The organism is Terrirubrum flagellatum (assembly GCF_022059845.1).
GTDB lineage: Bacteria > Pseudomonadota > Alphaproteobacteria > Rhizobiales > Beijerinckiaceae > Terrirubrum > Terrirubrum flagellatum.
On the sequence record NZ_CP091852.1, the window covers coordinates 256,842 to 271,243 of the forward strand.

14 protein-coding genes are annotated in these 14,402 nt (G+C 64.7%); 5 read left to right on the forward strand and 9 right to left on the reverse strand.

All coding sequences use genetic code 11. From position 1 onward, the window contains the following. Nucleotides 1–4 precede the first annotated feature (4 nt). The 3 genes from L8F45_RS27755 to L8F45_RS27765 all read right to left on the reverse strand — a co-directional run bounded on the left by L8F45_RS27755 (nt 5) and on the right by L8F45_RS27765 (nt 1,892). Entirely contained in the window at nt 5–1,159 is a 1,155-nt protein-coding gene (locus tag L8F45_RS27755; protein ID WP_342363637.1) for an acyl-CoA dehydrogenase family protein, read from the reverse strand. Nucleotides 1,160–1,233: 74 nt separating this feature from the next. Beyond that, nucleotides 1,234–1,647, reverse strand: coding sequence for a type II toxin-antitoxin system VapC family toxin (locus L8F45_RS27760; RefSeq protein ID WP_342363638.1), 414 nt, complete (start codon nt 1,645–1,647; stop codon nt 1,234–1,236). Then, the gene (locus L8F45_RS27765; protein ID WP_342363966.1) at nt 1,644–1,892 is read right to left on the reverse strand and encodes a plasmid stabilization protein; all 249 of its coding nucleotides are present in this window, start codon (nt 1,890–1,892) and stop codon (nt 1,644–1,646) included. The genes L8F45_RS27760 and L8F45_RS27765 overlap by 4 nt, the downstream gene beginning before the upstream one ends. Nucleotides 1,893–2,068: 176 nt before the next feature. On the opposite strand from L8F45_RS27765, the gene L8F45_RS27770 reads away from it, so the two are divergent. Both L8F45_RS27770 and L8F45_RS27775 read left to right on the forward strand, forming a co-directional pair. Continuing rightward, a complete protein-coding gene (locus L8F45_RS27770) occupies nt 2,069–2,509 on the forward strand; it encodes a nuclear transport factor 2 family protein (protein ID WP_342363639.1) in 441 nt (146 codons plus the stop codon). Nucleotides 2,510–2,519: 10 nt separating this feature from the next. Beyond that, nucleotides 2,520–2,837: a YciI family protein gene (locus L8F45_RS27775; protein WP_342363640.1), complete on the forward strand. Its 318-nt coding sequence runs from the start codon at nt 2,520–2,522 to the stop codon at nt 2,835–2,837. A gap of 208 nt (nt 2,838–3,045) precedes the next feature. On the opposite strand, the gene L8F45_RS27780 is transcribed toward L8F45_RS27775, so the two are convergent. The 6 genes from L8F45_RS27780 to L8F45_RS27805 all read right to left on the reverse strand — a co-directional run bounded on the left by L8F45_RS27780 (nt 3,046) and on the right by L8F45_RS27805 (nt 10,171). Then, nucleotides 3,046–4,413 carry an alpha/beta hydrolase family protein gene (locus tag L8F45_RS27780; protein ID WP_342363641.1) on the reverse strand — a complete coding sequence of 456 codons (1,368 nt, stop codon included), beginning with the start codon at nt 4,411–4,413 and terminating at the stop codon, nt 3,046–3,048. A gap of 105 nt (nt 4,414–4,518) precedes the next feature. After that, nucleotides 4,519–5,406: an SDR family NAD(P)-dependent oxidoreductase gene (locus L8F45_RS27785; protein WP_342363642.1), complete on the reverse strand. Its 888-nt coding sequence runs from the start codon at nt 5,404–5,406 to the stop codon at nt 4,519–4,521. Between the two features lie 8 nt (nt 5,407–5,414). After that, nucleotides 5,415–6,140 carry an ABC transporter ATP-binding protein gene (locus L8F45_RS27790; protein WP_342363643.1) on the reverse strand — a complete coding sequence of 242 codons (726 nt, stop codon included), beginning with the start codon at nt 6,138–6,140 and terminating at the stop codon, nt 5,415–5,417. After that, nucleotides 6,133–7,935, reverse strand: coding sequence for a branched-chain amino acid ABC transporter ATP-binding protein/permease (locus L8F45_RS27795; protein WP_342363644.1), 1,803 nt, complete (start codon nt 7,933–7,935; stop codon nt 6,133–6,135). The genes L8F45_RS27790 and L8F45_RS27795 overlap by 8 nt, the downstream gene beginning before the upstream one ends. Then, nucleotides 7,932–8,807 (reverse strand): branched-chain amino acid ABC transporter permease, encoded by an 876-nt coding sequence (locus L8F45_RS27800; RefSeq protein ID WP_342363645.1) that lies wholly within the window; start codon nt 8,805–8,807, stop codon nt 7,932–7,934. The genes L8F45_RS27795 and L8F45_RS27800 overlap by 4 nt, the downstream gene beginning before the upstream one ends. 182 nt (nt 8,808–8,989) lie before the next feature. Next, nucleotides 8,990–10,171 (reverse strand): ABC transporter substrate-binding protein, encoded by a 1,182-nt coding sequence (locus tag L8F45_RS27805; protein ID WP_342363646.1) that lies wholly within the window; start codon nt 10,169–10,171, stop codon nt 8,990–8,992. 259 nt (nt 10,172–10,430) lie between these two features. Between L8F45_RS27805 and L8F45_RS27810 the strand changes: the two genes are divergently transcribed. From L8F45_RS27810 to L8F45_RS27820, 3 genes are read left to right on the forward strand one after another with little or no spacing between them, the layout of a single operon-like run. Next, the gene (locus L8F45_RS27810; RefSeq protein WP_342363647.1) at nt 10,431–11,762 is read left to right on the forward strand and encodes an FAD-dependent oxidoreductase; all 1,332 of its coding nucleotides are present in this window, start codon (nt 10,431–10,433) and stop codon (nt 11,760–11,762) included. Then, nucleotides 11,756–13,378: a class I adenylate-forming enzyme family protein gene (locus L8F45_RS27815; protein ID WP_342363648.1), complete on the forward strand. Its 1,623-nt coding sequence runs from the start codon at nt 11,756–11,758 to the stop codon at nt 13,376–13,378. Before L8F45_RS27810 ends, L8F45_RS27815 begins: the two co-directional genes overlap by 7 nt. Nucleotides 13,379–13,385: 7 nt before the next feature. Then, nucleotides 13,386–14,399: an NADP-dependent oxidoreductase gene (locus L8F45_RS27820; protein ID WP_342363649.1), complete on the forward strand. Its 1,014-nt coding sequence runs from the start codon at nt 13,386–13,388 to the stop codon at nt 14,397–14,399. Nucleotides 14,400–14,402 lie beyond the last annotated feature (3 nt).

Sequence of the window (14,402 nt, forward strand, 5' to 3'; positions counted from 1 at the left end):
AGCCTCAGAGCCCGACGATGCTTTTCGCGATGATGTTGCGCTGGATCTCGTTCGAGCCGCCATAGATGGTCGCTGCGCGACTCGACAACATCTGTGCGATCATGCCGTTGCGCATCAGCGCTGTTTCATCTTTGGATTCGAGGTTGGAATCATAAGCGAGCGCAGCCTCGCCCATCGCCTCGACCGCGAATTCGGTGATCGCCTGTTCGAGTTCCGAGCCGCGTATCTTCAGCATGGAGACTGCGGCGGCGGATGGCGATCCCACGCTCGCTTCACGCACCGTCCGCAGCGCCGTCCATTCCAGCGCCGCAAGGCGCACGTCGAGCGCGGCAAGACCCTCACGCGCGTCGATTGACGCCTCGCCGAGAAGGAATCGCGCCGCGGCAAGCAATCGTTTCTGCTTGCCGATTTCGGCGACGAGCAGTCGCTCGTTCGACAGGAGGTATTTTGCGATCGTCCAGCCGGCGTTTTCTTCGCCGACGCGATCTTCGAGAGGAACGCGCACATCCTCCAGCAAGACCTCGTTGAGGTGAGGCCGTCCTTCGATCGAGATGATCGGGCGAACGCTGACGCCCGGCGCCTTCATGTCGATCAGCATGAAGGAAATGCCGGCCTGCGGTTTGCCCGCGATCGATGTGCGCACCAGGCAGAACATGCGATCGGCCCAATGCGCCATGGTCGTCCAGATCTTGCGGCCGGTGACGCGGTAGTGGTCGCCAGTCAGCGCGGCGCGCGTGCGCAGGCTGGCGAGATCGGAGCCGGCCTCGGGCTCGGAGTAGCCTTGGCACCAGAAGGTGTCCGCCGAGAGGATGCCGGGGAGATAGCGCCGCTTCTGCTCTGGCGTTCCGTATTTGCAGAGAACGGGACCGACATAATTGACGCCGAACGGCAGCAGCCATGGCGCGCCGGCGAGCGCGCATTCTTCATCGAAGAGATAAGATTGCAGCGCGCTCCAGTCCTGGCCGCCATCTTCGCGCGCCCAGGCGCCGCAGAGCAGCCCGCCCTTTGCGAGACGCTTCTGCCAACCAACATAATCCTCGCGGTCGAGCTCAACATTGGCGCGCACTTTTTTCGCCAGTGAGCGCGGCAGATTCTCGGCGCAGAACGCGCGCACGCGCTGCCGGAATTCCTCCTCGTCGGGCGTCAGGGGAAAGCGCACGGACGCTCCTTGCCAAAGCCCAAACGCTATTCAAATAAACGCCGACCGTCTAGTCGGTAGATCATTTTCCAGCCCTAGAAATCCCAGGGCGAAATCAGATCGAGCCCCGCGGTGCGGAAATCCTGGAGATTGCGGGTCGCGAGCCGGCCGCCATTCACCTTGGCGATGGCGGCGATCATCCCATCAGGCGCCGACATGCCGGCGCCCTGCCGCGAGGCCGCGCCCATGATGTCGCCATAGGCCAGCGCCGCCTCCTCGGTGAGGCCGAAGATGCGGTCGGCGAAGCGGCGGCGCCATTCCGACAGCCCCTGCGCCAGCCGCGCCGCGCGCTGGTCCGGCGCGATTTTCTGGATGCCGTAGGCGATCTCGGCGATCGTCACCGTCGGCAGCGCAAGCTCCGCGTCATGGCGGACAAGCCAGGCGATGACGGCTTCATCAGGAGACTTCTTGAGCGTCTCCGAGACGACATTGGTGTCGACGAAAATCAAAGGTCAGGCCCGGAATGGGCGCCGCGCCCTTCACGAATGATGGCGTCGAGATCGATATCGACGCCATGGGCCGAGGACAGCCTGTTATAGAAGGACGCGGCGGCCTCGCGGCCCGCCTCACGAATCTCGTAGGATTCGAGCGCGCGCTCGACGATGTCGGCGATCGACCGCTTCTCCCGGCGGGCGAGCCGGTGAGCGAGATCGCGCGCCTTGGCGCTGCGGACGGATAGTTGGGGTTCGGCCATCATAAACTCCTTGAGGCCGGAATATAGGCTTCCAAATCCTTGCCATCAAGGTGGCTGCTGACAGCTTGATGGCATGATATACGACCGACTGGACGGACGAACAATATTTGCCTAGCGTTTGGTGCGGGCCATTTTGCGATAGGCGCGCCAGCGAAACGAAGCGACGGGTGGAGGCGATGATGGATGATCTGCAGCGGCTTCTCATCGAGCGCGCCTGCGAGCGCCTCGTGAATGTCTACGCCAACCGCATCGACGCCTATGACTATGACGGCTTCATGCAGCTCTGGGCCGACGACGCGGTCTGGAACGTGCTCGGCCGGGAATGGCGTGGGCTCGACGGCATTCGCGCCGGCCTCGCCGTGCGCGATGCGACGATGATCTGCCGGCATTTCGTCACCAACATCGTCATCGACGCGATCGATGAGGATCATGCGCGCGGCTATTGCTATTCCATCGCCTTTCGCGCGTTGAACATGCGCGGCAAGGCGCCGGCGCAAATGGATGAGCCGCAATTCATTGTCGAATATCACGACAGCTTCGTGCGCTCGCCGCAGCGCGGCTGGGTTTTTTCGCGGCGCGACTGCACCGCCGCCTTTGAAAATCGCCGCGATCGCTAGGGAGTTTTGAATGCCGCTGTTCATGGTCGTCGGTCTCGATCATCCTCCGCACAGCATGGCGCTGCGCGAGAAATTGCGCGACGAACACCGCAGCTATGTGCTCGAACGAACGGATCCAATCCGCTTCGCTGGCGCGACGGTGGATGCTGAGGGCAACCAGAGCGGATCGCTCTATGTCTTCGAGGCCGACAAGATCGAGACGGTGAAAGCATGGTTCGCCGCCGAACCTTTCGCCGCCGGCGGAGTCTACGCCTCTCTCGAGATCAGGCCGCTGCGGCTCGCCTACAACCAGTTCGACAAGGTCGCCTGGCCGGGAACGCGCAAATAGCGCAAGGCCGGCGCGCGCGCTTCGATCAATCTTGAATCTCTGAACATTTTCTTTGAACGCGACTCGGCCGCCTCGGAGCTATTCTAAATGCGCGCAAGGCGGCTCCCCCCGGCGCCGCTGCGTGCAATCGGCCGTCGCATCATCCGGTGCGGCGGCCTGTTTATTTGCGCTCATGTAAGTCGCTTGATGCGACGGCGCGGCGCGAGCTTCAGAACGGACGGTTGCTGTCCATATAAAACGCCCGGTTGAACGGCGTCCTGAATGTGTGGCTGACGAATCTCGGCTCGGCGAGTTTCAGCGCGCGGGCTGCGGCGTTGAGCGCGGCGGGGCTGGTGTCGCCCCACTTCCCCGTGCTGAGCCGGGCGACCATCGCCTCGATCGCCGCCATGGCTTCCGAGACTTCCGTTTCGCAATGGCCGGCGGCGTCGACAAACGCCGTCCGGTAGAGTTCGTTCTTGCCCTGCTTCTCCACGGCTACGGCGTAGCCCGTCAGCAGATGCGGCGGCAGCAGAGCGTCACCGAGGCCATGGGCGTGAAGCAGCGGCACGCCGATCTTTCCGTCGAGCAGCCGGCCGGGCTCCAGCCAGTAACGCACGCCTCCCGGCGTTCCCGCGATACGCGGTTCGGCGTTGATCTTTCCGAGGTCGGCTGAGATCACCGCCTCGCCAAGCCCGGCTTCCTGATAGAGTTTTGCGACGATCGCTTTCTGCTCGGGATCGGCGCCGAGCTCGTAGAATTTGGCGTAATCGATTCCCGTGTTCCACGAGGCGAGGCCGGCGGGATTATCGTAGAGTTGTCGGCGATTGGTCGCGTTGTTCAGGCCGTCGCTGGCGGACCTGAACATCGCCGCCTGCAATGACGCGAGATCGCCCTTCGGCTTTTCCTTGGGCGGATTGGCGATGGCCCCCCATGTCGGCCATTGCGACACCGCAACTGCAAGCGCGATGCGCGCGCGTCCCTCCGGCGTCTGCTGCGCCTTTTCCATCACCGGCTTCCACGCGTCATAGGCGGCCGGCAGCGCCTCGTTGGGAACAGGAGCCACGAGAAGACTGGAGCCCGGCGCCAGAAGGGCTTTCAACGCGAAGGGAAGATCGAGCCACGCATTCGCGACCGCCATGCCGCCGGTGCCGCGCGCATTGAACGCGATCGCGCCGTCGATCAGATCGGCATGCTTCTCGGCCATGGCGAGCGTAACGAAGCCGCCGCCCGAGCAGCCATACTGGATCGTGTATTTCGGCTTACCGTATTTCTCCTTTGCGATCTTCAGCACCGCCGCCTGAGCTTCGAGCTCGGTCAGCGGATCATGGCGCGTCATGCGCTCGGGATGACGTCCCGTGCCGGTATAGGCGTAGCCATGTTCGAGGAGATAGGCGGCGAATTTCCCATCCTTGTTGGCGACCGCGTCGAGATCATTGATCAGAACGCCGTTCCAGTTGTCGGGCATAGTGATCATGTAGGGAAAGCGGGAGGGAAGCACGCCCTCCTCGCGTTTGATCTCCGCGCCCGCAGCGGCCGAAATCATGCACGCGCTGGCGACGCCAATGGCTGCGAGCCTGATAAACTTCATCATGAGCATGTTGATTTCTCTTGCGCGTTTGTAGCGCTCGCCCTCGATCCGAGCGAGCGCTGTTCTCCCAACAGTATCCTGCTCAGGCGGACAGAGCTTGGCAACCTGCGGCGCTCAGCTTCGCTCGCGGTTCTCCTGTTGAGACAACGCCAGCACATCGTCGAAAACAGGATTTGCGCGAGAGAGGATCGACTCCATGCGATGACGGATCGCCGCGTCATGGGAGTCCGTCGTCAGGATATAGAATTGTCCGCTGCGCACGGCGTTGACGACCAGCTCGGCGACATCTTCGGGCGGCATGCCGCTCGGATGAATCTTCGCTGCGATGGCGTCGATCTCCGGCGATTCCTTCACAACGCCGTCGGCCGGCACAAGCTCTTTCGGCCGATTGCGTTCGGAGTGATAGATGTTGGTGCGCACGACGCCGGGGCAGAGCACGCTCGCGCCGATTGGCGCTTTCCGTTCGCTGAGCGAGGCGTAAAGCGCTTCCGTCATGCGCACGACGGCGTGCTTGGCTGCGCCATAGGGCGCGGAATAGGCGCCGCTGCTCAACCCCGCGATCGAGGCCGTGTTGACGATATGGCCGGGCTCGCCTCCCGCGAGCATCCGCGACGTGAAGCTGCGAACGCCATGCACGACGCCCATGAGATTGACGCCGAGCGACCACCGCCAGTCTTCGAGCGCATAATCCCAGACCGGCCTGAAGCGCCCCGAAGGCACGACGCCGGCATTGTTGCAGAGAAGATGCGCGGCGCCGAACGTCGCGTAAGTCAGGTTGGCGAGCTCTTCGACCGCGTCTGCGTTCGACACGTCGACGCGCATTCCGGTTGCTTCGCATCCCGATGCGCGGAGCTCCGCCAAAGCCGCGTCGAGCGCCGCCTGATCGATGTCGGCGAGGACGAGTTTCATACCCTCGCGGGCGAAGCGTCGCGCCAGCGCAAGGCCAATGCCGCTGCCCGCTCCGGTGACGACGGCGACGCGGCCTTCGAAATCCTGAAGCATGACCGCTTTTACGCCGCCGACTTGCCGATATAGCCGGCAAGCAGAGCGGCGCCGGCGGCGTCGCTGCGCGGCGATCCCGAATAGACCACGCGGCCGCGTTCGAGCACGACAAGCCGGTCGGAATGGCGCACGGCCTGGGTCGCCATCTGCTCGAACAACACGATCGTCAGGCCTTCGCGCCGCAATCGGGTGAGCGTGGCGTAAACCTGCTCGATCAGGATCGGCGCGAGCCCCATCGACGGCTCATCGATGATCAAGGCCCGCGGCCGCGCCATCAGAGCGCGCCCGATCGCGAGCATTTGCTGTTCGCCGCCGGAAAGAGTCGCAGCGAAGCGGCCGGGATCGTCACGTAGCGCCTTCGGCAGGCTCGCAAGAATCTCGCTCATGCGCTCGCGCATCTCGGCGTCGCTGGCGCCGGCGCCATAGCCGCCGAGCAGAAGATTTTCGCGCACGGTAAGCTGGCCGAACAGGCGCCGCCCTTCCGGCACGATGCTGACGCCGCGCAATGGCTTGTCGCGACGGCCGGCTGGCGATCCGTCGCACGCCACTTCGCCGCTCGTCGGCGCCATCGCGCCCGACATGATGAGGCCGAGCGTCGTCTTTCCCGCGCCATTGGCGCCGAGCACCGACACGAATTCGCCGCGGCTCACTTCGAGCGAGACATCGTTGAGCGCGAGCACGCCGCCATAGCGATGGACGATGTTGCGCGCGGCGAGCATCGGCGCGTCACGCATGGACCGCGTCCTCCGCCGTCTCAGGCGCGCCGAAATAGGCCTCGCGCACTTTCGGATCATTGCGGATCTCGGCTGGCGTCCCATGCGCAATGACGCAGCCGAAATCGAGCACATAGATGTCTTCCGCCAGATCGAAAATCTCGTCGACAGCGTGATCGATGATGAGGATGGTGACGCCTGCCGCGCGCAATTCGCGCAGGATCGCGCGCAATTTGGCCGCCTCCTCGGAATCAAGTCCGGAGAAAGGCTCATCGAGCGCGATCGCGCCGGCGCCGCCTGCGAGCGCGCGCGCGATGTCAGCGACCTTCTGGATGCCGAACGGCAATTCGCCGGGGAAACTCTCCGCGACGTCATCGAGGCCAAGTCCCGCGATCAATCGCTCGGCGACAACAGCGGGCTCCGTGAGCGCCTTGCCCGCTGCGCGCCGCGCGGCCTCGCCTTGGCGCGCGACGATGGCGAGCATGTCGCGAATGGTGAGCTCGCCGAAAAGCTCGGCATGCTGGAAAGTGCGACCGAAACCGGCGCCGATGCGGCCCGAAGGAGACAGCGAGAGCAAGTCGGCGTCGCCGAGCTTCACGGCCTTCGCCGATTTCGGAATCACGAAGCCGCTCAGTACATTCAGCATCGTCGTCTTGCCCGAACCGTTCGGCCCCATCAATCCGACGGCGCGGCCGGCGGGAACGGACAGCGATACGCCTTGCAGCGCCTTCACGCCGCCAAACGAGACTTCAACTCCCTCGACGACAAGCGCGCGGCCTGACGCCGGCAGCACGTCCGCGACCAGGGCCGCGAGGCCGTCGCGATTATCCGTTGGGCGCATCGCAATGCGCCGCGCGCCGCGCTTACGCATGAAGGCGTCGATCAGGCTTGGCGCAACGCCCTTGCGCAGGAAGAGAAGCGTCAGCACCGTCGTCGCGCCGAACACGAAGGGCGCGACATCGCTGGCGCCGCGGGCGATTTCGGGAACGCCGATGATGAAGGCGGAGCCGATGAGCGCGCCGACGAGACTGCCGGCGCCGCCGACCACCGTCGAAACGAGCATCGTCACGCCGACATTGAGCGAGAAGCCTTCGGGATCGAGATAGCCGATCGCGATAGCGAGCCCCACGCCCGACAGGGACGCCATCGCCGCGCTAAATGAGAAGGCGAGCGCATTTTCGCGCGAGGGGACAAAGCCGACCGCCATGGCCGCGATGCGCTGGCTTTTCACCGCGAGCCAGCGCCGGCCGACCGGGCCCTGGCATATCCAGTCGATCAGAAGAAAAACGAGAGCGGCGAGCAGCACACAGACGACAGTCGCGTCCTGAATGCCGATCGGTCGGCCGGCAAGTAGCGATTTCACCGGCGGCACGGGAATGCCGTTCTCGCCGCCGGTGAAGCGCTCCCAGCGGCCGATGATCTCGAAGGCGGCGAGACTGATCGCGAGCGTGAGCAGGCCGAAATAGAGCACGGAGAAACGCCCCGCGCTTAAGCCGAGCACATAGCCGACGATCGCCGCGGCGATCATGGCGGCGGGAATCACCGCCTCGATCGGCCAGCCGGCGCCGCCGAGATTGACGGCGAGATAGGCGCCGATCGCGGTGAAGGCGGTGTGCCCGATCGGCCAGATGCCGCAGAAGCCCGCGAGCATTGAGACCGAGAGGGTCACGATCGAGAAATAGGCGATGGCGGCGACGAGAAAGGCGACATAGTCGCCGGTGAGACGCAGCGGGCCGGTGACGAGAAGGATGATCGCCGCAGCGCTTGTTATCGCCGCGGCGCGCACGAGCCTGCGCGCGAAGCCCGACGCGATCATACCCGCTCCTTGCGCATCACGCCGAGAAATCCCGCAGGCTTCGCGAACAAAACTGTGACGATCACGGCGAAGACGATCGTGTCGCGGAAATTGGCGGAGACGTAACGGCCGGCGATATTATCGAGCACGCCAATCGCAAAACCGCCGACGACGGCGCCGGGCATGCTCGTCATGCCGCCGAGAAAGACGCCGGCGAAGGCGCGAAACAGCGGGCTGTGCGCGAGATGCGGCTGCAGCGCCGACTCCGCCGCGAGAAACAGCATCGCGATGGCGGCGAGGCCGCAGCCGAGGAACCAGGCGAGCGCCGCGATGAGGCGCGTATCAAGCCCCACAAGTTTCGCCGCGAATGGATCCTCCGCCGAGGCGCGCATGGCGACGCCAAGGGGTCGATAGCCGAAGAACCAGGCGACGATCGCCATGGCGAGCAATGCGATCAGCGTTGCGGCGATCTTGTTGAGCGACACCGGCACGCCGGCGATACTCACCCAGCCGGCGATCAAAGGCGGAAACGGCTTTGGCGAATGGCCCCAGATCGCGCCCATCGCTGCCTGCAACACCAGCCCGAAGCCGATGGTGATCACCAACGCCACGAACAGCACCTGCTTGCCATGGCCGAGTGGGCGGATCAGCAGCCGCTCGGTCGCAACGCCGCACAGCCCGGCGAAGACAATCGCCAAGGGAAAGGCGACAAGCAGCGGCAGCCCCGCTGCGATCGCCGTCAGCGCGCAATAGGCGGCGAGCGAGCCTGTGTCGCCGATCGCGAAATTCACCGTGTCGGTGGAGCGAAAGATGATCACGACCCCAAGCGCCAGCAGCGCAAAGGCGGAACCGCTGGCGATTCCCGATGTGATCAGCGACAGGAGTTCGCCCAAGGTTCTTCAATCCCGCTGCGAGAGAAGGCTTTGATGCGTTGCTCTGGAGCGGCGCGCGTTCAAATTGAATCGGCGCGCCGCTCTATCATTTGTTTGTCGCAACGTTTTGCGGAAAACCGGTTCCCACTTTTCCGCACGTTGCTCTGGCGCCGCCGAACCGCTCGCGCGATCCGGCTGAGCGCTCAGAATTTCCAGGTGTCGACCGGTTCGCCGACATTCACCCATTTGCCGTCCTTCACCTGCATCGGCTGCAGGATGTGGCCGCCAAGCGGCTTGTCGGGCGCGAAGGTCACCGGCGGATAGATGCCGGAGTCATAGTCCTTCAGCTTGTAGAACGCCTTCACGAGCGAGTCGCGCGTCAGCGGTTCATCTGCTCGACGCAGCGCTTCAACGAAGATCTTCATCGCGCCATAGGAGACGAGCGAGGTGAAGTCGGGCTTTTCCGACGGCGCATATTTCGCGAGCGCGTCGCGATATTCTTTCATCGCCGGCGTGTCGGCGAAAGGCGAGGCGGTGAATGAAAGTGATTTCAGCCCTTCCGCGAATTCGCCGCCGAGCTCGATCGTCGATTGCGCGACGGTCGGCGCATAGGAATAGATCGGGATGTTCTGCCCCTGCTGCTTCAGGCCTTTCGAAAGTTGCACCACCTCCTGCAGAATCTGGATCGCAACGATCGCGTCCGGCTTTTTGCGCGCAACCTCGACCGCGATCGGGCCATAGTCGGTGGTGCCGATTTTGACGGCCATCAGCTCGACATCGGCGTCCTTCGCTACGGCCTGCAAGCCGGGCTTCACATTGTTCGCGACATTCTCGAAGGCCGACGCGGCACCGTGGATGACGAGCACCTTGCGATGGCCGTCCTTCGCAGCCCAGCGGCCAAGCGCCTCCGCCTGCTCCTCATAGAGGACGTGCAGCCCGAGCACGCCTGATTTCGGCGGATTGTACCATTCCTTGGCGCCGCCATAGGGAACGAGCACCGGCACCTTCGCCTGATCCACGACGAATGGAAACGTCGCGGCGATCTGGGCGGTGCCATGGGCGTGGGCGATCGCGAGAACATTGTCGCGGGTGACGAGCTTGCGCGCGATCGAGACGGCCTGTTGCGGATTGTAGGCGCTGTCCTCGACGATCCAGTTGATCTTGCGGCCCTTCACCCCTCCGCTGGCGTTGACCAGATCGAGATAGGCCTGGGCGCCCGCCTTGATCGGCGCCCCATAGATCGCGATCGGACCGCTGAGCGCGATCCAGGAGCCGATCGTGACGCTGTCCTTGGTGACCCCCGGCGCGTCCTGAGCCGACGCCGGAGCGGCCATGAGCGCGAGCGCCGCGCAGGCCGCAAAACATGCTGACGAAAGCTGTGTCATCCCTCGCCTCCCCCTCAGTTCGTCTCGCCTGGAAATCATAGACCAACCGGACGGTTTATTGTTTCCATGGTGATTTGGGCCGCTCGCGATGTCAAGGGAAGCTGGTCCGAAGCGCGCGGAAATCGCGGTTCCAATCGGCTTGACGCGGCAAGTTGGACGGTCTTACTCTAAATGGCAGACCGCCTAGTCGGTCGTTAGATAAGCGCGATCCGCGCGCGCCAAAGGACGCCGTGAAGATGCGACGGCCGGGAGAGGACGCATGAGTGAAGCGGCCGGACAGCTCGAATGCGATCTGCTGGTGCTCGGTTCGGGGATGGCCGGGCTGACGGCGGCGGGCCGCGCCGCGGAGAGGGGCGAGCGCGTCATCGTCATCGAGAAGGCGGCCGAGATCGGCGGCTCGGCGGCGCTGTCAGGCGGCTATCTCTGGACGACGCCCTCCGTGCGTCAGTCTGCTCTGTGGGACGATGGCGATCCCACGCTGCGCGCCGCCGTGGTCGAGACCTTCCCCGTGCTCACCGAGTGGCTGCGCCGGCGCGGCGTGCATATGGAGCCGCATCAGCCGGTGCTGTTCGGACGGGGATATCGCATCGATATTCTCGGACATATCCGGCAGTGCGCCTCGGAAGTCGAGAAGGCGGGCGGCCATGTCGTGCGCGAAACGCGCGTGCGCGAATTGCGTGCAAAGGACGGGCGCGTCGTCGGCGCTGTCGCCGATCACACTGACGGCGCGGTCGAGATCGACGCGAAGCGCGTGCTGCTTGCGACCGGCGGCTGGCAGGGCTCTCCGGATTTTCGCGCCGAGCATATCGGTCCGCATGCGCGCGACATCGCGCTGCGCTCGAATCCCGACAGCGTCGGCGACGGATTGCGGCTCGCGATCGGCGCCGGCGCCGTTTATGCCGGTCCCAATCCGGGCTTTTACGGCCATCTCCTTGCATCGCCGGCGCGGTTGAAGAAGCCGGCTGACTTCGTCACCTTCACTCAATATCACAGCGATCACGCCGTGCTGCTCAATCGCGCCGGGTTGCGTTTCGTCGATGAAAGCCGCGCCGATCACGAAAGCACGCAGATGACATTGCGCCAGTCTGGCGCGCGGGCGTTGCTGATCTGGGACGAGCGCATTCAGCGCGAAGTCGCGCTGACGCCTCCCGTCGCCGGCGCCGCGCTGCTCGACAAATTCGCCGTCGCGGTCGAATCTGGCGCCAAAGGCGCCATCCTTCCCGACATCGATGCGCTCGCGGGCTTCGCGACGTCTCTTGGTTTCGATGGGAGCGCGTGCGTGAATGCACTGAAGGATTATAATGCGCGCATGCGCGATGCGCCGGAAACCGCCTCCCCCACACGCGAACGCCACGCGCGGCCGCTCGATGAAACGCCGTTTCGCGCGCTTCTTGTGGAGCCGGCGATCACTTTCGCCTATGGCGGCGTCGCCATCGACGCGCAAACGCGCGCTCTCGATGCATGGGGCTCGCCCATTCCGGGGCTCTTTGTCGCCGGCGCCGATGCAGGGAATGTGTATCGCAGCGGCTATTGCGGCGGCCTTGCGCTCGCTGGCGCGCTCGGCCTACGCGCCGGAGATCAATCGTGCTGATAAGCGAGACGACTTCGCGAGGCGCAACGCCCGACTGGCTCGCGCAGGGCTGGTGGACCAACGAACCTCTCTGGACGAGCCTCGAACGCGCCGCCGCCGGACCCGGCCGCGCCTCCTTCATCGCCGACGAAGCTGAAGAGATTCCAGTCAGTGAACTGCTCGCGCGCGCAAGATCCGCCGCAGGCGCTTTCACCGCGGCATGCTTGAGGCGCGGCGACGCGATCGTCATTCAATCGCGCAACCGCATCGACGCCTTCGCGGCGATGCTCGGCTGCTTCGCCGGCGGCTATCTCGCTGTGCCGCTGCCGCCGATCTTCTCGGCGCGACAGGTTGCGGCGGCGGCGCGAGCCTCGGCGGCGCGCGGTTTCGTCCTGTTCGACGGCGATGGTCTCGCGCGCGTCGCCGAGATTTGCGCTGAAGCGAAAGAGACATCCGTCGTTTTCGCGCCCGACGCAGCATGTGACGCGCCGTTGATGCGCCCATGGTCTGAAGCGCAGCGCGCGTCGCAGGCGGCGCCGACTCCCTTCGCCGCGGCTGAGCCCGCTTTCGCCCTGTTTTCCTCGGGATCGCTCGGCGAACCCAAGGGCGTCGTCCATTCCGCCAATACCTTGCGCTATGCCTCGCTCGCCGTCGCGCGTCGCCATGGCGTCGGCGCCCAGGATGTTGTGCTGGCCGCACTCGAATTTGGTTTCGTCGGCGGTCTCGTTCTCAATGTTCTGCTCGCATTGCTCACAGGCGCGAGCATCGTGCTCATGCGCAAATGGGACCCGGAGGAAGCGCTGGCGCTGATTGCGCGCCGGCGCGCCACCTATTCCCTGTTCATGCCGACCCATTGTCACGATCTTCTGAAATCGCCTTCGCTCGCTGCAACCGATACGCGCTCGCTGACGCGCGCCGTGATGGCCGGCATCAATCGCGATGCGCGCATCGAGGCGGAGAAGACATTCTGTGTTCGCCCGCTGGCGATGTTCGGCATGTCGGAATCGATCGGGCACGCGACGCCGTCGCCTGATGATCCCGATGAGGCGCGCTGGACGACTGACGGCAAGGTCCTTGACGGCGCCGAAGAGCTCATTCTTTCTCCGTCAGGCGAACCCGCGCGCGCCGACGAACCTGGCGATCTTCTCGTGCGCGGCCCGAATCGCTTCCTCTCCTATCTCGGCCGCCCGGATCTCACCGCCAATGTGCTCACAGCGGACGGCTGGTTCCGCACCGGCGACAGAGCCGTGGTCGATCGCCAAGGCTTCCTCACATTCATCGGACGCGAGAAGGACATCATTCGCCGCGGCGGCGTGACGATTCTGCCCGGCGATGTCGAGAACGCGCTGATTGGTCATCCCGAGATTGCGGAAGTGTCTGTTGTCGCCGTTCCCGACGAACGGCTTGGCGAACGCACTTGCGCCTGCATCGTGACGCGCGGCGGCTCGACGCCGGATGTTGCAGCGCTCGCCGCCTATCTCGAAGCGCAGAATGTCGCGCGCTATCTCTGGCCCGAGCATGCGCTCGCTTTTGAGGCGCTGCCGCGCACCGTCTCGCTGAAGGTGCGGCGCGCCGATCTTCGCGATGAAGCGATCAGGCGCTTGAGAGATTCCGGCGCGCTCGCGCCCGCGGCGTGAGACTGTCGTGACCGTCAACCGCGAAGTGCGTTTACGCCGTCGCCCGAGCGGCGCGCCGCAAACCGACGATTTCGAGGTTGGTGAAGCGCCGACGCCTGAGCCTGCCCAAGAGCAGGTTTTGGTGAAGGTGCTCTATCTCTCGCTCGATCCTGCGCTGCGCCCGCGCATGAACGCCGTGTCGGATTACGCCGGCGCGGTCGCGATCGGCGAAACGATTCCATCGCCTGCGCTCGGCGTCGTCATCGCCAGCCGCAGTCCGCTTCTCGCGGAAGGCGATCATGTCTTCGGGTTTCTCGGCTGGCGTTCCTTCGCCGCGATCGATGCGAGCGCATTGCGTCGCATTTTCCCCGAGCGTGCGCCCTTGCCGCAATGGATGAGCCTGTTGGGCCTCTCCTCCTTCACCGCCTGGATCGGACTTGAGGAGATCGGTCGACCAAAACCCGGAGAAACCGTCGTCGTGTCGGCGGCCGCAGGCGCGACCGGCGCGATCGTCGGCCAGATCGCGCGCATCCGCGGCGCGCGCGCCGTGGGCATCGCCGGCGGCGCCGACAAATGCCGTCATGTCGTCGAAGAGCTTGGTTTCGACGCCTGCGTTGATTATCGCGCGCCTGATTTCGCCGCGCGTCTCGATCAAGCCTGTCCAAATGGAATCGATGTCGATTTCGAGAATGTCGGCGGCGCGGTGTTTCGCGCCGTGTTCGCGCGCATGAATCTGCTTGGGCGTATAGCGCTCTGCGGCATGGTGTCGGAATATAACGACAGCGCCGCCGTTGACGGGCCGAACCTCTGGCCGGCCGTGCACAAATCGCTGCGCGTCGAGGGTTTCCGCGCCTCGCGCTTCTTCGATCGCATTCCGGAATTCGTCGAGCAGGCTTTGATGTGGCGCGACGAAGGACGGCTGCGCCATTCCGAGCATATCACTGACGGCATCGAAAATGCGCCGCGCGCGTTCGTCGACATGCTGGCGGGGAAACATTTCGGCAAGGCGATGGTCCGCGTCGAGGCGGGCGCGTCGGTCTGACGT

Coding starts and splice junctions, on each gene's coding strand:
- L8F45_RS27765 (WP_342363966.1), bottom strand. CDS start 1,892: ATGGCCGAACCCCAACTATCCGTCCGCAGCGCCAAGGCGCGCGATCTC.
- L8F45_RS27770 (WP_342363639.1), top strand. CDS start 2,069: ATGATGGATGATCTGCAGCGGCTTCTCATCGAGCGCGCCTGCGAGCGC.
- L8F45_RS27775 (WP_342363640.1), top strand. CDS start 2,520: ATGCCGCTGTTCATGGTCGTCGGTCTCGATCATCCTCCGCACAGCATG.
- L8F45_RS27780 (WP_342363641.1), bottom strand. CDS start 4,413: ATGCTCATGATGAAGTTTATCAGGCTCGCAGCCATTGGCGTCGCCAGC.
- L8F45_RS27785 (WP_342363642.1), bottom strand. CDS start 5,406: ATGCTTCAGGATTTCGAAGGCCGCGTCGCCGTCGTCACCGGAGCGGGC.
- L8F45_RS27790 (WP_342363643.1), bottom strand. CDS start 6,140: ATGCGTGACGCGCCGATGCTCGCCGCGCGCAACATCGTCCATCGCTAT.
- L8F45_RS27795 (WP_342363644.1), bottom strand. CDS start 7,935: ATGATCGCGTCGGGCTTCGCGCGCAGGCTCGTGCGCGCCGCGGCGATA.
- L8F45_RS27805 (WP_342363646.1), bottom strand. CDS start 10,171: ATGACACAGCTTTCGTCAGCATGTTTTGCGGCCTGCGCGGCGCTCGCG.
- L8F45_RS27810 (WP_342363647.1), top strand. CDS start 10,431: ATGAGTGAAGCGGCCGGACAGCTCGAATGCGATCTGCTGGTGCTCGGT.